This is a genomic window from Mesorhizobium sp. M1396 (assembly GCF_040317725.1).
Taxonomy (GTDB): domain Bacteria; phylum Pseudomonadota; class Alphaproteobacteria; order Rhizobiales; family Rhizobiaceae; genus Mesorhizobium.
Map to the genome: position 1 here is coordinate 116,854 of NZ_JAMYLA010000005.1, position 18,250 is coordinate 135,103.

At 62.5% G+C, this 18,250-nt stretch carries 19 protein-coding genes; 6 read left to right on the plus strand and 13 right to left on the minus strand.

The window, feature by feature from the left end; genetic code table 11:
* Positions 1 to 11: 11 nt before the first annotated feature.
* Positions 12 to 656 carry a hypothetical protein gene (locus NKH02_RS04835; RefSeq protein ID WP_352871969.1) on the minus strand — a complete coding sequence of 215 codons (645 nt, stop codon included), beginning with the start codon at positions 654 to 656 and terminating at the stop codon, positions 12 to 14.
* 10 nt (positions 657 to 666) lie between these two features.
* On the opposite strand from NKH02_RS04835, the gene NKH02_RS04840 reads away from it, so the two are divergent.
* From NKH02_RS04840 to NKH02_RS04850, 3 genes are all read left to right on the plus strand, one after another.
* Positions 667 to 813, plus strand: coding sequence for a hypothetical protein (locus NKH02_RS04840; RefSeq protein ID WP_352871968.1), 147 nt, complete (start codon positions 667 to 669; stop codon positions 811 to 813).
* A 63-nt stretch (positions 814 to 876) separates the two neighbouring features.
* Positions 877 to 2,556, plus strand: a complete 1,680-nt coding sequence (locus NKH02_RS04845; RefSeq protein ID WP_352876766.1) for an electron transfer flavoprotein-ubiquinone oxidoreductase — start codon at positions 877 to 879, stop codon at positions 2,554 to 2,556.
* A gap of 141 nt (positions 2,557 to 2,697) precedes the next feature.
* Positions 2,698 to 3,297, plus strand: a complete 600-nt coding sequence (locus tag NKH02_RS04850) for a DUF922 domain-containing Zn-dependent protease (RefSeq protein ID WP_352876767.1) — start codon at positions 2,698 to 2,700, stop codon at positions 3,295 to 3,297.
* Positions 3,298 to 3,301: 4 nt separating this feature from the next.
* Here NKH02_RS04850 and NKH02_RS04855 read toward each other — a convergent pair whose 3' ends face one another.
* The 5 genes from NKH02_RS04855 to NKH02_RS04875 form a co-directional block, all read right to left on the minus strand.
* Entirely contained in the window at positions 3,302 to 4,336 is a 1,035-nt protein-coding gene (locus tag NKH02_RS04855) for an endonuclease/exonuclease/phosphatase family protein (RefSeq protein WP_352876770.1), read from the minus strand.
* Between the two features lie 102 nt (positions 4,337 to 4,438).
* The gene (locus NKH02_RS04860) at positions 4,439 to 5,902 is read right to left on the minus strand and encodes an AMP nucleosidase (protein ID WP_352876771.1); all 1,464 of its coding nucleotides are present in this window, start codon (positions 5,900 to 5,902) and stop codon (positions 4,439 to 4,441) included.
* A gap of 159 nt (positions 5,903 to 6,061) precedes the next feature.
* Positions 6,062 to 6,256, minus strand: a complete 195-nt coding sequence (locus NKH02_RS04865) for a hypothetical protein (protein ID WP_352876773.1) — start codon at positions 6,254 to 6,256, stop codon at positions 6,062 to 6,064.
* Positions 6,257 to 6,296: 40 nt separating this feature from the next.
* On the minus strand, positions 6,297 to 6,455 hold the full coding sequence (locus tag NKH02_RS04870; protein WP_352871960.1) for a hypothetical protein: 159 nt from the start codon (positions 6,453 to 6,455) through the stop codon (positions 6,297 to 6,299).
* Between the two features lie 205 nt (positions 6,456 to 6,660).
* Positions 6,661 to 7,002 carry a DUF2147 domain-containing protein gene (locus tag NKH02_RS04875; RefSeq protein WP_352871959.1) on the minus strand — a complete coding sequence of 114 codons (342 nt, stop codon included), beginning with the start codon at positions 7,000 to 7,002 and terminating at the stop codon, positions 6,661 to 6,663.
* Between the two features lie 449 nt (positions 7,003 to 7,451).
* Between NKH02_RS04875 and NKH02_RS04880 the strand changes: the two genes are divergently transcribed.
* On the plus strand, positions 7,452 to 7,718 hold the full coding sequence (locus NKH02_RS04880) for an SEL1-like repeat protein (RefSeq protein WP_123167916.1): 267 nt from the start codon (positions 7,452 to 7,454) through the stop codon (positions 7,716 to 7,718).
* Positions 7,719 to 8,176: 458 nt separating this feature from the next.
* Positions 8,177 to 9,298 (plus strand): ABC transporter substrate-binding protein, encoded by a 1,122-nt coding sequence (locus NKH02_RS04885; RefSeq protein WP_352876775.1) that lies wholly within the window; start codon positions 8,177 to 8,179, stop codon positions 9,296 to 9,298.
* A 90-nt stretch (positions 9,299 to 9,388) separates the two neighbouring features.
* On the opposite strand, the gene NKH02_RS04890 is transcribed toward NKH02_RS04885, so the two are convergent.
* The 6 genes from NKH02_RS04890 to NKH02_RS04915 form a co-directional block, all read right to left on the minus strand.
* Complete coding sequence (locus NKH02_RS04890) at positions 9,389 to 11,371, minus strand: acetyl/propionyl/methylcrotonyl-CoA carboxylase subunit alpha (RefSeq protein ID WP_352876778.1); 1,983 nt, start codon at positions 11,369 to 11,371, stop codon at positions 9,389 to 9,391.
* 193 nt (positions 11,372 to 11,564) lie between these two features.
* Positions 11,565 to 12,092, minus strand: coding sequence for an O-acetyl-ADP-ribose deacetylase (locus tag NKH02_RS04895; protein WP_352876780.1), 528 nt, complete (start codon positions 12,090 to 12,092; stop codon positions 11,565 to 11,567).
* 1 nt (position 12,093) lies between these two features.
* A complete protein-coding gene (locus tag NKH02_RS04900; protein ID WP_352876782.1) occupies positions 12,094 to 13,701 on the minus strand; it encodes a carboxyl transferase domain-containing protein in 1,608 nt (535 codons plus the stop codon).
* A gap of 1 nt (position 13,702) precedes the next feature.
* Positions 13,703 to 14,866: an isovaleryl-CoA dehydrogenase gene (locus NKH02_RS04905; RefSeq protein WP_352876784.1), complete on the minus strand. Its 1,164-nt coding sequence runs from the start codon at positions 14,864 to 14,866 to the stop codon at positions 13,703 to 13,705.
* A 59-nt stretch (positions 14,867 to 14,925) separates the two neighbouring features.
* Positions 14,926 to 15,576, minus strand: coding sequence for a TetR/AcrR family transcriptional regulator (locus tag NKH02_RS04910; protein WP_352871951.1), 651 nt, complete (start codon positions 15,574 to 15,576; stop codon positions 14,926 to 14,928).
* A gap of 71 nt (positions 15,577 to 15,647) precedes the next feature.
* Positions 15,648 to 15,929 (minus strand): acylphosphatase, encoded by a 282-nt coding sequence (locus NKH02_RS04915; protein ID WP_352876787.1) that lies wholly within the window; start codon positions 15,927 to 15,929, stop codon positions 15,648 to 15,650.
* A 165-nt stretch (positions 15,930 to 16,094) separates the two neighbouring features.
* Here NKH02_RS04915 and NKH02_RS04920 point away from each other — a divergent pair, with 165 nt between their 5' ends.
* On the plus strand, positions 16,095 to 17,087 hold the full coding sequence (locus tag NKH02_RS04920) for a bifunctional helix-turn-helix transcriptional regulator/GNAT family N-acetyltransferase (protein ID WP_352871948.1): 993 nt from the start codon (positions 16,095 to 16,097) through the stop codon (positions 17,085 to 17,087).
* A gap of 38 nt (positions 17,088 to 17,125) precedes the next feature.
* Here the strand turns inward: NKH02_RS04920 and NKH02_RS04925 are convergent, their stop codons facing one another.
* Positions 17,126 to 18,238 (minus strand): pyridoxal phosphate-dependent aminotransferase, encoded by a 1,113-nt coding sequence (locus NKH02_RS04925; protein WP_352871946.1) that lies wholly within the window; start codon positions 18,236 to 18,238, stop codon positions 17,126 to 17,128.
* Positions 18,239 to 18,250 lie beyond the last annotated feature (12 nt).

Below are 18,250 nucleotides of genomic sequence, written 5' to 3' on the forward strand. Positions count from 1 at the left end.
CTGGCCGCTTCCTACCCCGTTGGTATGCGCGGATCCTGCACCAGATAGAAGGTCCACCGCGGCGTATAGTCGGTCATCAGGAATTCGAACCTGGCGGTTTTCAGCGGGTCGACCTTGCCATTCCTGAACAGCAGCCGGTCATAGGGTTCGAAATCGCGATCGAAATCGGCGAAATTGCTCGACCAGATGTTGTCGGGGGTCTTGTTGCGCTGGTCGAACGAAAGCCCGTCGCCGAACACGCTCGGGCGGTTCAGGATCTCCTGCAGCTCGAACTGGAATTCGATCCAGGCCTGGCCGCTATTGTTGAGGACCTCGATGCGCATATACATGATGCCATTGGCGAATTCGCCGGACGGGCCGAAAGCCTGGATCGGCTTTGTCGTGCGGATGGTCAGCGTCACCGGCGTTGAGGAATTCAGCTCTTCGGTGATGACCAGCGGATCATCCCTGGTTCCGACGCCCGAAGCGCCGGTGATGTGGAAGCCGCCAAGTTCGTCGGAGAAGGAGTAGGCGCCAGCCGCCCAGACTTTCACTTCGTCCGCGAAAGCGCGACCCGGTGCCAGCACCAGAAGGCTCAAAAGGAGCGCCCGGCGGACCCGGCCGGGCGTGAAAGGAAAGCGCGTCGATGAAAAGCCGGCGGGCCCAGGAATGCGCATGGCGTGAAGTATGGCCGATAAGCAAGCCGTCGAACAATTAAAAACGTCGGCGCCGAGGGCCATGCCGGGCGAAAACGACCGCCGAGCCCTCGCAATGCGCGACTTTTTGGCCAAAAAGGCATTGTCACATATGCGCCGGTTTCCTGTCGCCGATTGATGCGCTATGCAGCGAAGGAGCCAGCTAGATACCCGAATGGGATAAGCCAGTGCGGAGGGGTTGATGAGCGATATCGAACGCGAAAGCATGGAATTCGACGTGGTTATCGTCGGCGCCGGTCCGGCCGGCCTCGCCGCCGCCATCCGCCTCAAGCAGGTCAATCCCGAGCTCTCGGTCGTCGTCCTGGAAAAGGGCGGCGAGGTCGGTGCCCATATCCTCTCCGGCGCCGTCGTTGATCCGATCGGCATCGACCGGCTCCTGCCGGGCTGGCGCGACGAGGAAGGCCACCCCTTCAAGACGCCGGTCACGGCGGACCATTTCCTGGTGCTCGGCCCTGCCGGCTCGTTCCGTCTGCCTAACTTCCTGATGCCGCCGCTGATGAACAATCACGGCAATTACATCGTCTCGCTCGGCAATGTCTGCCGCTGGCTGGCTGGTAAGGCCGAGGCGCTTGGCGTCGAGATCTATCCAGGCTTTGCCGCCGCCGGCTTGCTGTACAATGAAGAAGGCGCCGTCACCGGCGTCGTCACCGGCGACATGGGCATCGAGAAGGACGGCACGCACGGCCCGGGCTTCGCACCTGGCATGGCGCTGATGGGCAAATATGTGCTGATCGGCGAGGGCGCGCGCGGGTCCCTCGCCAAGCAATTGATCGCCAAATACAAGCTTTCCGATGGCCGCGAGCCCGGCAAATATGGCATCGGCCTCAAGGAGCTCTGGCAGGTAAAGCCGGAGAACCACAAGCCGGGCCTGGTCCAGCATTCCTTCGGCTGGCCGCTCGACATGAAGACCGGCGGCGGCTCGTTCCTCTACCATCTCGAAGACAATCAGGTGGCGGTCGGTTTCGTCCTCCACCTCAATTATAAGAACCCCTGGCTGTCGCCGTTCGACGAATTCCAACGCTTCAAGACCCATCCGGCAATCAGGGGCACCTTCGAGGGCGCCAAGCGCCTGGGTTACGGCTCGCGCGCCATCACCGAGGGCGGCTGGCAGTCGGTGCCGAAACTGTCCTTCCCCGGTGGTGCGCTGATGGGATGTGCGGCCGGCTTCGTCAACGTGCCGCGCATCAAGGGCTCCCACAACGCGGTCTTTTCGGGAATGCTGGCGGCCGAGCATGTCGCCGAGGCGATCGGCGCCGGCCGTGCCAATGACGAGCTGTCCTCCTACGAGGCGGCATGGCGGGAGACCGACATCGGCAAGGACCTGAAGAGGGTGCGCAACGTCAAGCCGCTGTGGTCGCGCTTCGGCACCATCGTCGGTGTCGGCCTCGGCGGCCTCGACATGTGGCTGAATACGCTGTTCGGCTTCTCGCCCTTCGGCACGCTGAAGCATGGCAAAGCCGACTACGCAACACTTGAGCCTGCCGCCCAACACAAGAAGATCGCCTATCCGAAGCCCGATGGCGTTTTGACCTTCGACCGGCTGTCCTCGGTGTTCCTGTCCAACACCAACCACGAGGAAAACGAGCCGGTCCACCTGCTTGTCGGTGACATGGAACTGCAGAAACGGTCCGAACATGATGTCTTTGCGGGGCCCTCGACACGCTATTGTCCGGCCGGTGTCTACGAGTGGGTCGACAAGGACGGCAACGCCGCCGCCGATCCCGCGGCAAAGGACGTGCGCTTCGTCATCAACGCGCAGAACTGCGTCCACTGCAAGACATGCGACATCAAGGACCCGAACCAGAACATCAACTGGGTGCCGCCACAAGGCGGCGAAGGCCCGGTCTACCAAGGTATGTAAGCCACGCGGTGGCCGGACCATCTCGGCCGCCGCGAGCAAAATGTTGGCGAAGGCCCGGTCCACCGGGGCATGTGAAATATTAGAACTGTTGAAACTGTCACGCGCTTGTGGTTCCATTGCCTGACGATAGGGAGATGGCCAATGCGCGTGGCGGTTCTGGCATGCCTTGTGGCGATCGGCGCGGTGTGCGGTTCCGCTCCGGCGGCCTCGGCCGACACCAGGGTGCTGGTCAAGACGCGGACCTATGACATCACCGGGACCACGGGCCTGGCGCTGATGAAGGCGATGGACCGCAAGGGGCCGAAGCACGGCTTCATGACGCACGCTATCGCGCAGACCGGCTACACCGTGGATTGGGACCTTGACGCCGGCCAGGACAATGGCTCCTGCCGTCTGCGGCGCGCCAACGGCACGCTCAATCTCTTTTACACGTTTCCACGTGCCGCCTCGGCCACCACGCCGGCGCTCCAGAAGCGCTGGTCGCGGTTCTTCGCCGGCGTCCGCGCCCACGAAGAAACCCATGGCCGCCTAGCCAAGGAAATGATGCGGGCCTCTGAAAGATCGATCTCCGGCCTCAGGATTGCCGACGACCGGTCCTGCTACAAGACGCGCCGCGAGGCGCAGCGGCGTATCAGGGCCACCTATGCCGCATATGAGGCGAAGCAGATCGCTTTCGACGCCCGCGAGCATCGCGACGGTGGCCATGTCGAACATCTCATCACCGCTTTGATCAAGCCTTGATCTTTTAGCCTGGCGTCTTGCCGGTCTGGACTATCGCGGCGGTCGCGGTTTCATGCTCATCGACCGGCTTCTGTTGTGCCAGCCTGAGCGAGAATTCCACCATGACCGGCAGGTGGTCCGAGCCGGTGTCCTCCAGTCGTGTCGAGGAATGAATGGTCACGCCGCCCTTGCTGAAAACCTGGTCGATCGGCAGGCCGGCGAAGCGCCGCAGGACATCCGGCAGCTTGATGTGGATCCAGGTCGGCCCGGCGGACGGCATGACGGTCAGCCCGCCGAGCGAGGCGACGCGCCGTACGGCGGCACTCCACGACACGGCGTTGCAGTCGCCCGCCATGATGGCCGTCTCGCCGAGCGCGGACAGCGATTCCGCAAGTTCACCGATCTGCCAGTACTGCTCGCGTGGCCACGGCCAGCTGAGATGGATCGCGGCGACATCGACGTCGATGCCGCCGAAGTCGACAGTCGCTGTCGCCATGGCGCCGCGCCGTTCGCAACGCGCCTCGGTGCCGGCGGCAAAGGGCCGCCGCGAGAGCAGCGCGACACCGAATACGCCGTTGGGATAAGGGCAGAGGATCCGGTATGGATACGCGCTGCTGATATAGCCAAGCTCGGTCGCCCACATCGCCGATACTTCGTCAAGGGTGATCACGTCCGGATTGGTCCGGCCGATCAGCGACAGCACCTTCTTCGGCGTCGGATTGTCGTAGCGCAGGTTCATCTGCAGCAACTTGTAGATCGCACGATCTTCGATCTTGGCTTCATAGGCAGCCTGAACCGGCCATGGACTAGGTAATGTGTTGAAGGTCGTGGCAACGGCCGCCACGGCAAAAAGCAGTGCCACGGCCGCTTGCAGGCGAAATGTCGTGGCCAGAAGCGGCAGTGCGCAAAGCGCCATCAGCACGGCAAGGTGGACGCGGAAATGCGAGAAGGAATCGAAGGCCGGATGCAAGGTACCCAAGAACCCGGCGACCAGCGCAACCGAGAACATCATCATCGCGATAAATGCCAGTGAAGCCGCCATGTGTCGACTGCGTCTCATCGGGTCAGGTCCGCGCGGGTTGCCGGAGAATACCGGCCTGCTTATCGGCAGAAATGCGGCCCAATCAAGATGATGAGATGCTCCGGCAGCGCGCAGATCGTCCTACTGGAATGCCGTCTCCGAAAAACTTCTGAGTTTGCGCGAATGCAGCCGATCCATCGGCATTTCCGCAAGCTTCTCCATCGCCCTGATGCCGATGGTCAGATGCTGCGCCACCTGGCGCTTGTAGAATTCGGTCGCCATGCCGGGCAGCTTCAACTCGCCATGCAGTGGCTTGTCCGAAACGCACAGCAGCGTGCCGTAGGGAACGCGGAAGCGGAAGCCGTTGGCGGCGATGGTCGCCGATTCCATGTCGAGCGCGATGGCACGCGACTGCGACAGCCGCTGCACCGGGCCGCGTTGGTCGCGCAGCTCCCAGTTGCGGTTGTCGATGGTGGCAACGGTGCCCGTGCGCATGATGCGCTTCAAGTCGTAGCCGGACAGGCCGGTGACTTCGGCGACGGCTTCCTGCAACGCCACCTGGATCTCGGCCAGCGGCGGGATCGGCACCCAGACCGGAAGATCGTCGTCGAGGACGTGGTCCTCGCGCACATAGGCATGCGCCAGCACATAGTCGCCCAGCGCCTGGGTGTTGCGCAGACCGGCGCAGTGGCCAAGCATCACCCAGGCATGCGGCCTCAGCACGGCGATGTGGTCGGTGATCGTTTTGGCGTTGGAGGGACCGACGCCGATATTGACCATGGTGATGCCGCCATGGTTCGGCTTTTTCAGGTGATAGGCCGGCATCTGCGGCAGGCGCGGCGGCGCGATCCCGGCACCGGGCGCGCTTTGCCCAGCCAAGGAGATGACATTGCCCGGCTCGACGAATTCGGTATATCCGCCGCCGCCATTGGCCATCAGGTCGCGGGCACGGGCGACGAATTCGTCGATGTAGAACTGGTAGTTGGTGAACAGCACGAAGTTTTGGAAATGCTGCGGCGTGGTCGCCGTATAGTGCGACAGGCGGTGGAGCGAATAGTCGATGCGCTGCGCCGTGAAGGGCGCCAGTGGCCTCGGCTCGCCGAAGGCCACTTCGAAAGTGCCGTTGGCGATCTGGTCGTCCGTGCCGTCGAGATCCGGCACGTCGAACAGGTCTCGGATCGGCCGCTTGATGCGCTCGGCCGCCGCGCCGTCGACATGGGTGCCTTCGAGAAAGGCGAAATGCAGCGGGATCGGCGTGGTCGATTCCGACACGGTAACCGCAACCCCATGATTGCGCATAATCAGGCGCAGCTGTTCGACGAGGTACCTTTCGAACAGATCCGGCTGGGTGATGGTGGTGGCAAAATGCCCCGGCGTCGGCATATGGCCATAGGCCTGGCGGGAGTCGATCTGGGTGAACGAGTTGGTGGTGACGCCGATCTCCGGATAAAAGGCCCGGTAGCGCTTGCCATTATCGCCGCCCGCTGCCGCCAGTTCCGCAAAGGAGTCGCGCAGGAACTTGGTGTTGCGGTCGTAAAGCACCTGCAGTGCCGCGACGGCCTTTTCGGCGCTATCAAAGCTTTGCCGGCCAAAAGGCTCCGGCATGACGACAGATTCGATGGCTTGAGGGTAGATTCGCTTTTCCATGACTCAATATAGAGACTTGGACCGGCACTTGGGAGGGGTATCGCGACCGAAGGTGGCCAAAGCGTCGGGTTTCTTTCCGATGCATCTCGCGGGATATCGACATGCACAAGACATCTCTTATCCGCGCCGCAGGCTGACCAGGAGCACAAAGCCGACGCCGGACTTCTTCAAAGCTGGCGCTTCGATTGTCGAGCCGGCATCGGCGCGCATCATCGGCACGGCCAGAACCGGAGCGGCAAGAGCCGTCAGGATAAGCGCCGCCCGCGGCAGAAGCCGAAGGGTCTTGAGAGCGTTGGCGGCGAAGCGGTTCATGGGGTTTCAGCTTTTCTTTTCGAGGTCTTGGGTTCTTTGTTCAGTTGCGAAGATGGGTGGGGCAGGCGAGGCGGCAGGTTCTGGAACTGGCTTCGTCCCAGGTGCGGGCTGGACGGCCCGCTTCAGCGACGAGGATGGCGAAGAACATTCCAAACAGGCTCATCAGCAGGCAGACGATGGTGAAGCGGCGAGCAAGCATTGGGTCGGGTCTCCTTCAGCACGCCGGAGAATGCCCTGATGCAACTGAACCGGCTCTGATGACGGCGTTCATCTGCGGTTCAAAATGATTGACGGGATTTTTGGCGGCGCCGGCGTCGGTTTCGACAGGGTGCCGGCATTGCGCCGCGACAAAACGAAAACGGGGCCCGTCGGGCCCCGTCTTCATGTCACAAGGATATAGTCGATCAGAGCTTGTGCCAGGTCTGGCTCTTGCAGATCAGTCCGCCGAGCACGCAGCCGCTCATCTTGAGCGAGCTGCCCGAAAGGGTCGCCTTGCCCGAATAGGTCCTGTCGTTTGCCGGATCGGTGATGTTGCCGGCATATTTGTTATCGCCTGCCGCCTTGAGCGAGCCGATGGTCTTGCCGGCATATTTGCCGGACTTGAGCGTGATGGAAAACGAGCCGCCGCCAGCGATGGCCGCGGTGTCGCCGGCCTGCGTCTTCCAATTGCCTTCGATCGGGTCGGCCCACGCCGCGCCCGCCATGATCAAAGTGGCCGCAAGGGCCAGGCTCGCTTTTCGAAACATGTCTTCCTCCCTTTGGATGTACGGCCGGACGCTCCGCCTCGCCGGTCTGCCGCTTACGCAAACGTAAGCTAATCCAGCTCCCGACAAAACAAAAGCGGTGCCGCGACGGAAGACTTTGCGATTTTGAAGAGGCCTGAATGCGCCTCCTCGGCGAGGAAATGAAACGATCGGTGCAGTGCCTTTGGTTTCCGTGGTTAGCGGAGTCTTGATTTGTCAGTTTAAAATTTTCGTCAAATTTGACGCAAGCGGGCTGAATTGCTGGCTTTGTATCCTTAACGAATTTCCGCGTTTACCTCTTGTTTTAGCTTTGTTTTCCTCAAATTAAGCACGCCATTTAACGACGGATTCAAGACTGCACGGCATTCTCGAAAGCATCGGAAGAGCAGCCGGCAAGCACGAAAGAGGCAGCTCTCGGGAGCCTGACAGGGGCCGGAAACAGGGGATTTGAAATGGCACGTTTTGAAATGCTTGAAGCAGGTTTCGGCGCCATGGGGGCAACTGCCCAGGCCGACATTCTTTTCGAACTGGGCATGATGTATGCGACCGGCCGCGATTGCGAGACCGATGTCGTTGCCGCCCACAAATGGTTCAACATCGCCGCGATCAAGGGCTCGGCCCGCGCCGCGGAACTGCGCTCCGAACTGTCGGCGGCAATGTCGAAAGTCGAGATTGCCAAGGCGCTTCGCGAAGCCCGCGAATGGATGACCATCCACTGAGATCTGCCGATCGCAGATAGGCCTACTGAAGACAGGGAAGCTCCGGGATCAAGACCGCGCAGACGGCCAGACCCGGCACATTAGAAGGCCGCGCAAGACGGTCGATAACCCAGAGCATGTGGAGTTCGGTTTTCTCGGACTAACGGAAACCGTTTGTCCAGAGATCATGCTCTGAAGAAAGAGAACGCGGCAGGCCGCAAGGTTCAGTCGCGCACGACACGGGGAAGGCGAGCGGGATTATTAGGCGCGGGGGCGCCTGGAGATTGCTCGACGGGCAAAAAAAGCCACGACCAGCCGGAACAAGGCTGGCGTGGCTTTTTTGCATGGATGACGTCTTGCAGGCCCAATCGAGCGGCGCCAATGCGCCTAGACAGGCCCAAGGAAGGGTGAAATTGTCCCGCCTCTCTGGAAGAAGTGCGGCCGGGGCGGCCGCGCGTGAGTGGAGGAGTTCTACTACAATGAAAAAATTGAGTATTTTGAACGCGGCCATATTCGGCCTGATGATGAGCACGCCGGTCGCATTCGCCGACGACATCACCTTTGCGGTGGTCGGCCCGATGACGGGACAGCTCGCCACCATCGGCGATCAGTTCAAGCAGGGCGCACAGGCCGCTGCTGACGCGATCAACGCCGCGGGCGGTGTCAACGGGTCGATGATCAAGCTCGATATGGAAGACGACCAGTGCGATCCCAAGCAGGCTGTGTCGGTCGCCAACCGCATCGTCGCCGATGGCGTCAAGTTCATCGACGGCCATGCCTGCTCGGGCTCCAGCATTCCGGCCTCGGCCGTCTATGCCGAAGCCGGCGCTTTGATGATGAGCCCGGCTTCGTCAAACCCGGTGCTGACCGACGCGGCGGCCAAGGCCGGCTGGTCGACGATCATGCGCCTTTACACGCGTGACGATGCGCAGGGCGCCTTCATCGGCCCATGGATCGCCAAGAAGTTTGCCGGCAAGAACGTCGTCGTCCTGCACGACAAAAGCGCCTACGGACAGGGCGTGGCTGACGCCGTCAGGGCAACCATGAATGCCGGCGGCCTCAAGGAGGTCTATTATGACGGCATCAACGCCGGCGAGAAGGACTATTCGGCTCTCGTCACCAAGCTCAAGGACTTGAAAGCCGACGTCGTTTATTTCGGCGGTTATCATCCTGAAGCTGGACTGATCCTGCGTCAGTCGGCGGAACAGAGCGTCAAGTTCCAGCTGATCATGCCGGACTCCATTGCCTCGCCCGAATTCTGGCAGGTTGCCGGCCCGGCCGGCGAGGGCACCATGTTCGTGTTCCCGTCGGACCCCCAGGCAAAGCCGCAAGCCAAGGCAGCCGTCGAGAAGATCAAGGCCGGCGGCTTCGTGCCGGAAGGCTTCACACTGTTCTCCTATGCGGTGATCCAGGCTTTCGCTGAAGGCATCAAGCGCGCCGGCAGCGACGATCCGGCCAAGGTTGCCGAAGCGTTGAAGAACGGTACTCCGATCAGCACTGTTGTCGGCGATGTCACCTTCGACGAGAAGGGCGACCTCAAGAATGCCAGCTACGACATCAACCAGTGGCATGACGGCAAATACGCGCCGATCGCGCAGTAATCGCCGCCTTGGTGGCTGAATAGCATAGACAAATGGCCGGGCTCGTCCCGGCCATTTTCTTGTTTGCCCTGTCGTTTGTCTTCCGAGCCGTCATCTCGCCACCGCGGTCGAGGCGTCTTGGTCCTCGACGAACCGCACCAGCACCGTCCCGTCGGTGACCTGCGCGCCCTCCGTGGCGATCTCGGCGATCACGCCGTCATGCGGCGCGGCGATGGTGTGCTCCATCTTCATCGCCTCGAGGATCAGCAGCGGCTGGCCCCTGGTTACCGCGTCGCCTTTTGCCACACGCACCAGCTTGACCAATCCCGGCATCGGCGCACGCAGGCTGCCGGAGCCGGCCGCTACTTCGTCCGCCCGCGCCAGCGGGTCGGGCACAGCGAAGGTATAGCCGACGGCGTCTTCGAACACGGTGATGTGGCCTGGCCAGCGGGCGAGGCGTGGTGCAGCACGAAAATCATGCGAATTTGTGCTGTCATAGGGTGCATCCAGCGCCACCTGGAACCGTCCATCCGGCCGCACCGAAACCCTTGCCGCGATATCGTCTTCGCCGAACTTCAGCCGTGTGCGCCGCGCCACGCTGTGGAAATGCGCATAGCCGGGAAGGGATGACCAGGGATCGTCGGATGGCGGCGATGCTCCGGCAGCCGAGGCTGCGACAGCGGCGGCGGCAATGGTTTCGCCGGTCGGCGGCGGGATGATCGTCAATGTCTCCTGGTGCCGGCCGATCAGGCTGGTGTCGACGTCGCCTGCGGCAAAGTCCGGATCGGCGGCCAGAGCGGCAAGAAAGGCGGTGTTGACGGTGGAACCGGCGACCTCGGTTCGCGACAGCACCGCACCAAGCGCTTCGAGTGCCGCCTGCCTGTCCTTCGCATGGACGACCAGCTTGGCGATCATCGGGTCGTAATAGGGCGAGATGGCGTCACCCGCCCGCACGCCGGTCTCGACGCGCATCGTGGCGCCTTCGGGGGCTGCATCCGGAAATTTCAGATGATGCAAGGTGCCCGTTGCTGGCAGGAATCCCTTTGCCGCATCCTCGGCATAGATGCGCGCTTCGAAGGCATGACCGGCGAGCGCGATCTCGCTTTGCGTCTTCGGTAGCTCTTCGCCGCTGGCGACCCGCAACTGCCACTCGACCAGATCGATGCCGGTGACCATTTCGGTGACCGGGTGCTCGACCTGCAGGCGGGTGTTCATTTCCATGAACCAGAAGCGGTCGGCCTTCAGGCCCTGCGAGGCATCGACGATGAATTCGATGGTGCCGGCGCCGGAATAATTGATCGCCTTGGCGGCCTTTACCGCCGCGTCCGTCATTGCTTTGCGCAAAGCCGGTGTCATGTCGGGGGCGGGCGCCTCCTCGATCACCTTCTGGTGGCGGCGCTGCGCCGAGCAGTCGCGCTCGTAGAGATGCACGACATTGCCGAGGCTATCGCCGAACACCTGCACTTCGATGTGGCGCGGCTTGTCGACATATTTCTCGACCAGCACGCGGTCGTCGCCGAAGGCGGCTTTCGCCTCACGCCGCGCGCTGGACAGCGCTTCGGAAAACTCGTCGGGATGCTCGACGCGGCGCATGCCCTTGCCGCCGCCGCCGGCACGCGCCTTGATCAGTACGGGATAGCCGATCTCGCGTGCTTTGGACGCAAGCAGCACGATCTCCTGCGCCTCGCCATGGTAGCCCGGCACGACCGGCACGCCGGCCTTTTCCATGAGCCGCTTGGCGGCGTCCTTCAGCCCCATGGCACGGATCGAGCCCGCCGCCGGCCCGATGAAGATGAGCCCCGCCGCTACCACCTGGTCGACGAAATTGGGGTTTTCGGACAGGAAGCCATAGCCGGGATGAATGGCTTCAGCACCCGTCGCCAGGGCCGCGGCGATGATCTTGTCGCCACGCAGATAGCTTTCGCCGACGGGTGAGGGGCCGATATGCACGGCCTCGTCGGCCATCTCGACATGCAGGGCCCTGGCGTCGGCGTCCGAATAGACGGCGACGGTGTGCACGCCAAGCCTGCGGGCCGTACGGATGACACGGCAAGCGATCTCGCCCCGATTGGCGATCAGGATCTTGGCGAACATGGAGCCTCCACAACCGAGAATCTGGCGACGGCAGGACAGAGGGGAGCGCTGTCCCGCCAGCCTATCCGTGCTCGCGTTCGCCGATGGTCAGACAGGGTATCAGCAGCGACTCGGCGACCTTTCCCTGGCGCCGCCAGTTCCGTAACCGAAATTCGCACTTCGCCACGCAAATGGATCACCTTGCCCATGTAGTCTACCCTCCGCCGAGGGCAGCAACGACCTGCCGGTATAATTCCGCCGTCGGCTCATCGAAGCAGCAGAAGATGACGGTTCCCGGCACTATGTTTTGGTTCATGAAGTCAGCCACCGTGCTGACGGCGATACGGGTCGCCTCGTCTTTCGGGTAGCGGTAGACACCGGTCGAGATCGCCGGGAACGCCACTGTGCGGCAGTCATTGGCGGCGGCGAGTTCGAGCGACCTGATATAGCAGGAGGCCAGCAACTCGGCTTCGCCCTTGCCGCCGCCCTGCCAGACTGGGCCGACTGTGTGGATGATGTGTCGAGCCGGCAGTTTGTAACCCCTGGTGATCTTCGCGTCGCCGACCTTGCATCCGTTCAGCATCCGGCATTCGAACTCAAGCTCGCGGCCGGCCGCGCGGTGAATGGCGCCATCGACCCCGCCGCCGCCGAGCAATGAGGTATTGGCGGCATTGACGATGGCGTCGACCGCTAGCTTGGTGATGTCGCCGGTATGAACCTGAATTCGCGGGCGTTCGTTCATCTCACATCCTGAACACGCCGAAGCGCGTCTCCTCGATCTCGGCGTTGAGCGAGGCTGACAGGCTGAGTGCCAGCACGTCGCGCGTCTTCGCCGGGTCGATGATGCCGTCGTCCCAGAGGCGAGCGGACGAGTAGAGCGGATGGCCCTCATGCTCGTATTTCATCAGGATCGGCTTCTTGAATTTCGCCTCTTCCTCGGCGCTCCATTCTCCGCCCTTGCGCTCGATGCCCTCGCGCTTGACCATGGCCAGCACCGTCGCCGCCTGTTCACCGCCCATCACCGAGATGCGGGCGTTCGGCCACATCCACAGGAAGCGCGGTGAGTAGGCGCGGCCGCACATGCCATAATTGCCGGCGCCGAACGAGCCGCCGATGATCATGGTCACCTTCGGCACCCTGGCGGTGGCGACAGCCATCACCAGCTTGGCGCCATCCTTGGCGATGCCGCCGGCTTCGTATTTCCTGCCGACCATGAAGCCGGTGATGTTCTGCAGGAAGACCAGCGGGATCTTGCGCTGGCAGCACAGCTCGATGAAATGCGCGCCCTTCAGCGCGCTTTCGGAAAACAGCACGCCGTTGTTGGCGATGACGCCGACCGGCATGCCATGGAGGTGGGCAAAGCCGGTGATCAGCGTGATGCCGTAGTTCTGCTTGAACTCATCGAACTCGGAGCCGTCGACGATGCGTGCGATCACCTCGCGCACGTCATAGGGCTGGCGCAGGTCGGTCGGCACGATGCCGTAGAGTTCATCCGCCGGATGAAGCGGCGGAATCGACTTCTGTAAGTTCAGGCTTACAGTCTTGTTCCGATTCAGGTTTTTGACGATGCGCCGGCAGATGGCGAGCGCATGGTCGTCGTCCAGCGCGTAGTGATCGGCGACACCGGAAAGCCTGGTGTGCACATCGGCGCCGCCGAGATCCTCCGCACTGACGTCCTCGCCGGTGGCCGCCTTCACCAGCGGCGGGCCGCCGAGGAAGATGGTCGCCTGGTTGCGCACCATGATCGTTTCGTCCGACATCGCCGGCACATAGGCGCCGCCCGCCGTGCAGGAACCCATGACGCAGGCGATCTGCGGAATGCCGGCGGCCGACATGTTGGCCTGGTTGTAGAAGATGCGGCCGAAATGCTCGCGATCGGGAAACACCTCATCCTGGTTGGGCAGATTGGCGCCGCCGCTGTCGACCAGATAGATGCAAGGCAGATTGTTCTGCAGCGCGATCTCCTGCGCGCGCAGATGCTTCTTCACCGTCAGCGGATAATAGGTCCCGCCCTTCACCGTGGCGTCGTTGACGACGACCATCACCTCGGTGCCTTCGACGCGGCCGATGCCGGCGATCATGCCGGCCGACGAAATCTCCTCGCCATACATCGACCATGCCGCGAACTGACCGATCTCGAGGAAGGGCGAGCCGGTATCGAGCAGCTGGGCGAGGCGCTCGCGCGGCAACAGCTTGCCGCGCGAAACATGGCGCTCACGCGCTTCGTCCGAGCCACCGCGCTCCACGGTCGCGGCTTTTTCCGCGATGTCGGCGACCAAGGCTCGCATGCGCTCGGCATTGGCGCGGAAGGTCTCGGAGGAGGGGGAGATCTGGGTTTGGAGTACCGCCATACTATACTCCCTCCGCCATGATCTCGCGCCCGATCAGCCAGCGACGGATCTCGCTGGTGCCGGCGCCGATCTCGTAGAGCTTGGCGTCGCGCAACAGGCGGCCGGTAGGATAGTCGTTGATATAGCCATTGCCGCCGAGCAGCTGGATGGCGTCCAGCGCCATCAGCGTCGCCTTCTCGGCGGCAAACAGCACGCAGCCGGCGGCATCCTTGCGCGTCGTCTGACCGCGATCGCAAGCGGCGGCGACGGCATAGACATAGGCGCGCGCGGCATTCATCGTCGTGTACATGTCGGCCAGCTTGCCCTGCACCAGCTGGAACTCGCCGATCGCCTGGCCGAACTGCTTGCGCTCGTGCACATAGGGGATTACCACGTCGAGGCACGCCGCCATCAGGCCGATCGGGCCGCCGGCCAGCACGGCGCGCTCATAGTCGAGGCCCGACATCAGCACTTCAATGCCGCGCCCTTCCTCGTGCAGCACGTTTTCGAACGGCACTTCGACGTCCTCGAATACCAGTTCGCCAGTGTTGGAGCCTCGCATGCCGAGCTTGTCGAGCTTTTGCGCCACGGAAAACCCGGCCATCGCCTTCTCGACGATGAAAGCGGTGATGCCGCGCGAGTTTCGCTCCGGATCGGTCTTGGCATAGACGACCAGCGTCTCGGCGTCCGGCCCGTTGGTGATCCACATCTTGGTGCCGTTCAGCACGTAGCGGTCGTTACGCTTTTCAGCGCGCAGCTTGAGCGAGACGACATCCGAGCCGGCGCCGGATTCCGACATCGCCAGCGCGCCGACGCGTTCGCCCGAACACAGCGGCGGCAGGAATTTTTCCTTCTGCGCGGTCGTCGCCCAGCGATTGATCTGGTTGACGCAGAGATTGGAATGGGCGCCGTAGGAGAGGCCGACCGATGCCGAGGCGCGCGAGATCTCCTCGACGGCGATGACATGCGCGAGATAGCCCATGCCGCTGCCGCCGAAATCCGGATCGGCGGTGATGCCGAGCAGGCCAAGTGCGCCGAGTTCGCTCCACAGATGCGCCGGGAATTCGTTCGAGCGGTCTATATCGGCGGCGATCGGCGCGATCTTGTCCTGCGCGAAGCGTCGCACCAGATCGCGCAACGCCTCGATATCCTCGTCATGCCCGAAGCCGAGCGTGTTCGTGTACATGGTTCCTCCTGCCGCATGACCCCGAAAATCGACTTCGATTGTCGGGGTCATGCGCGAAATCAAAATGCTACAGCGTCCTTTGCGCGTCCGAAGGCACGCGCGGCGCTGTAGGCGTCGATCTTCGCGCCGACGAGCCGCATTGTCATCGAAAGATATGTCGCCGTCACTTCAGTGATCGACAGCCGCTCGCCCGGTCGAAACCAGACGATGACGCCGGTCATCATCTGGATCAGCGCCATCGCCGTCAGCCCGGTGTCGTCGATGCTGAAGGCGCCCGTCTCGGCGCCGTCGCGCAGGATGGCTCGCAGTTCCTTTTCGTAGGCCGTACGCATCCGCAGGATCTGCGTCAGCCTTTCTGGCGACAGGCTGCGCAATTCCATGTTCGACACATGCGTGGCGTGCCGGCGCTCGATATGAAAGGCGATGTGATTCTCGACATAGGCTGACAGCCGTTGCACGGGATCCCCACTGATAGGGCGGGCTGCTTCCCACGTATCGGTCAAACCTTCCATGTGCTCGCGCATCAGGGTGAACAGAAGCTCTTCCTTGGTCGGGAAATAGCGGTAGAGCGCGGCCGCCTGGACGCCGACTTCGGCGGCGAGCTGGCGCATCGACATCGCCTCGTAGCCAAAACGGGCGATCAGGTTGACCGCCGCCTCGCGGATGGCTGCCTCGGTCTTTTCACCATCTGATCCGGTCGTACGCGCCATGTCTGCCCCTTCGCGGGACAATAATAAAACGAACGTTCAATTAATTCAAGAGCGCTAAACCAAATCCACCATCATGTAACAATCCTGAACTCGACAGATGTGTTTCCGGGTGCCAACTCCTCGACGTCGACCCTGGAGACGGAAGCCCCGGACGGCCCTTTCCACAGTCGTTCGATCATTGTCGAAACCGCCTCATCGAGGCCTGACATCTGGGTCGTTACAGACCCGTCCGCTTCATTGCGAACCCAACCCGCAAGACCGAGGCTTGTGGCCTCGTCCCGGGCCCAGATTCTGAATCCGACGCCTTGCACATTGCCGTAGACGCGCGCCCGCACTTCCCGAGGATCAGTCATGACTGTCTCCAAGCCTGTCTCCTTGGAATCTGGCGCATGGCCCGGGGAAAGCAACCTGGGAATTATGCGCACAAAGCAATAACTGGGCTCTCTGGCTTTCGAAATTTAATTGACTCAGTCCATTAATTTTGGAAAATGGGGCTGGCTATTGGGAGTTGGACGCAAATGTTGGACGAACGAAAAGCACTGGTGGCCGATATCAGGCACTTCAATCGCTTCTATACGCGCACCGTTGGTCTTCTCGACGAGACGCTGACACAAAGCGCATTCACCTTGACCGAGGCGCGCGTGCTTTTCGAACTTGGCCACCTTAATCGTCCGGCGGCTTCTGAAGCCGTTGGGGAGCGGGGTTTTCTTGCCAAGGTTTTTCATCTGGAGATAGGCCCCACTGCTTCCGATATCGCCAGGCAACTGCGTGTCGATGCCGCCTATCTGACGCGAATTCTGCGCAAGTTCGCCGGCGAAGGGCTGACCGAGACCCGGACCGATCCGGCCGACAAGCGCCGGCGGATTCTGTCGCTCACGGCAAGAGGCGAGGCAGCCCTTTCAGGGCTCCAGGCCGCGGCGGATCGCGATACGGCGCGGCTTATCGAGAATTTGCCTGACCACAGATTGCAGGAACTGGGCAGCGCCTTGCGCAAGGTGGGGGAATTGCTGGGTGATCCCGCCTGTGAGAACGGCGAGGTGACGCTGCGGCCGCACCGCGTCGGCGACGTCGGCTGGGTCGTGCAGCGGCAGGCCCAGCTCTATGCCGAGGAATATGGCTGGACCATCGAGTTCGAGGCCATGCTCGCCGAGATCGGCGCCGATTTCATCCGCAATTTCGAGCCCGGCCGCGATTTCTGCTGGATCGCCGAACGTGGTGGACAGCCGGTCGGCGCGGTGTTCCTTGTTCATCAGGATGACGAGGTGGCCAAGCTGAGGCTGCTGCATGTCGAGGCGACGGCGCGCGGCCTTGGCATAGGCAAACGCCTGGTCGCGGAATGCGTCAACCAGGCTCGGGCTTGTGGCTATAGCAGGCTGGTGCTGTGGACCAACGACGTTCTCGTCGCGGCGCGCGCGATCTACGAGCGCGCCGGCTTCAGGCTGGTTTCCGAGCAGCATCACCACAGTTTCGGCAAGGAATTGACCGGCCAGACCTGGGAACTGGATTTGTAAGCGCGCGCCTTGTGATCTGGTTTGCCTGCTGGCGGATCCTAGTTTCCGCGCGCTGCCGCCAAAGCACCGGGAAGTTCCTCGGCAAAAATATCGAGCTCGTGATCGAGGCCGACGCTGACGCGGATGCAGCGGTCGAGCACCGGCACCATCGGCTTGCGGATGAAGACGTCGCGCGACAGCAGGCCCTGCAGCACTTTCAGCGCGAAGGCGCCGTCGCCACCACAATCGATGGTGACGAAGTTGGTCGCCGACGCCAGCGGCATCAGCCCGTTCTGCTCGGCAATGCCGGCGATGCGCCGGCGGCCGGCAGCCACCCGCGCCACCACGCTCCTGAGATAGTCCTGATCGGCAAGCGCCTCGACGCCGGCGATCTGCGCCATGCGGCTGACGCCATAATGATTGCGGATCTTCTCGAAGTCGCGAATCACCTGGGCCTCGGCGATCGCATAGCCGCAGCGTATGCCGGCGAGCCCATAAGCCTTCGAAAAGGTGCGCATGCGGATGACGTTTGGCCTGGAGATATCGATCGGCGGCAGCGCCGAGGCCGGGCCCAGTTCGCCATAGGCCTCGTCGAGCACCAGCATGGTGGTTTCCGGCAATGCCTCGATGAAGCGGACGAGTTCGTTCTCCTCCCACCAGCTGCCCATCGGATTGTCCGGGTTGGACAGATAGACCAGCGGCGCCTTATCCTTGCGCACCGCCGCCAGCAGGCCGTCCAGGCTTTCCCTGTCGTTCTCATAGGGGACCGTAACCAGCCGCCCGCCAACACCGGCAATGTGGAAGTTGAAGGTCGGATAGGCGCCGAGCGACGTGACCACGGCATCGCCTGGCGCCACATACATGCGGGCCACCAGGCTGAGCAGGCCGTCTATGCCTTCGCCGACCACAACGTTCTCGGCCTTCACGCGGTGATGCGCGGCGACCGCCACCTTCAAATCATGATTGTCGGGATCGCAATACATCCACATGTCGCCGGCGATCTCGGCCATGCGGGCGATGACTCGCGGCGAAGGCCCAAAGCTGCTCTCATTGGCGCCGATGCGGGCGCGAAAAGCGCGGCCGCGCTCGCGCTCCTGCGCTTCGGGTCCGACAAAGGGCACCGTCGACGGAAGCGCGTCGACAAGCGGCGTTAGGGGAGGGCGTTGGCGCATGGCGGAAGCTCG

Excerpts from the sequence above, each read along its gene's own strand:
- NKH02_RS04835 (WP_352871969.1), bottom strand. The coding sequence starts at position 656 with ATGCGCATTCCTGGGCCCGCCGGCTTTTCATCGACGCGCTTTCCTTTC.
- NKH02_RS04840 (WP_352871968.1), top strand. The coding sequence starts at position 667 with ATGGCCGATAAGCAAGCCGTCGAACAATTAAAAACGTCGGCGCCGAGG.
- NKH02_RS04845 (WP_352876766.1), top strand. The coding sequence starts at position 877 with ATGAGCGATATCGAACGCGAAAGCATGGAATTCGACGTGGTTATCGTC.
- NKH02_RS04850 (WP_352876767.1), top strand. The coding sequence starts at position 2,698 with ATGCGCGTGGCGGTTCTGGCATGCCTTGTGGCGATCGGCGCGGTGTGC.
- NKH02_RS04855 (WP_352876770.1), bottom strand. The coding sequence starts at position 4,336 with ATGAGACGCAGTCGACACATGGCGGCTTCACTGGCATTTATCGCGATG.
- NKH02_RS04860 (WP_352876771.1), bottom strand. The coding sequence starts at position 5,902 with ATGCCGGAGCCTTTTGGCCGGCAAAGCTTTGATAGCGCCGAAAAGGCC.
- NKH02_RS04865 (WP_352876773.1), bottom strand. The coding sequence starts at position 6,256 with ATGAACCGCTTCGCCGCCAACGCTCTCAAGACCCTTCGGCTTCTGCCG.
- NKH02_RS04870 (WP_352871960.1), bottom strand. The coding sequence starts at position 6,455 with ATGCTTGCTCGCCGCTTCACCATCGTCTGCCTGCTGATGAGCCTGTTT.
- NKH02_RS04875 (WP_352871959.1), bottom strand. The coding sequence starts at position 7,002 with ATGTTTCGAAAAGCGAGCCTGGCCCTTGCGGCCACTTTGATCATGGCG.
- NKH02_RS04880 (WP_123167916.1), top strand. The coding sequence starts at position 7,452 with ATGGCACGTTTTGAAATGCTTGAAGCAGGTTTCGGCGCCATGGGGGCA.
- NKH02_RS04885 (WP_352876775.1), top strand. The coding sequence starts at position 8,177 with ATGAAAAAATTGAGTATTTTGAACGCGGCCATATTCGGCCTGATGATG.
- NKH02_RS04890 (WP_352876778.1), bottom strand. The coding sequence starts at position 11,371 with ATGTTCGCCAAGATCCTGATCGCCAATCGGGGCGAGATCGCTTGCCGT.
- NKH02_RS04895 (WP_352876780.1), bottom strand. The coding sequence starts at position 12,092 with ATGAACGAACGCCCGCGAATTCAGGTTCATACCGGCGACATCACCAAG.
- NKH02_RS04900 (WP_352876782.1), bottom strand. The coding sequence starts at position 13,701 with ATGGCGGTACTCCAAACCCAGATCTCCCCCTCCTCCGAGACCTTCCGC.
- NKH02_RS04905 (WP_352876784.1), bottom strand. The coding sequence starts at position 14,866 with ATGTACACGAACACGCTCGGCTTCGGGCATGACGAGGATATCGAGGCG.
- NKH02_RS04910 (WP_352871951.1), bottom strand. The coding sequence starts at position 15,576 with ATGGCGCGTACGACCGGATCAGATGGTGAAAAGACCGAGGCAGCCATC.
- NKH02_RS04915 (WP_352876787.1), bottom strand. The coding sequence starts at position 15,929 with ATGACTGATCCTCGGGAAGTGCGGGCGCGCGTCTACGGCAATGTGCAA.
- NKH02_RS04920 (WP_352871948.1), top strand. The coding sequence starts at position 16,095 with ATGTTGGACGAACGAAAAGCACTGGTGGCCGATATCAGGCACTTCAAT.
- NKH02_RS04925 (WP_352871946.1), bottom strand. The coding sequence starts at position 18,238 with ATGCGCCAACGCCCTCCCCTAACGCCGCTTGTCGACGCGCTTCCGTCG.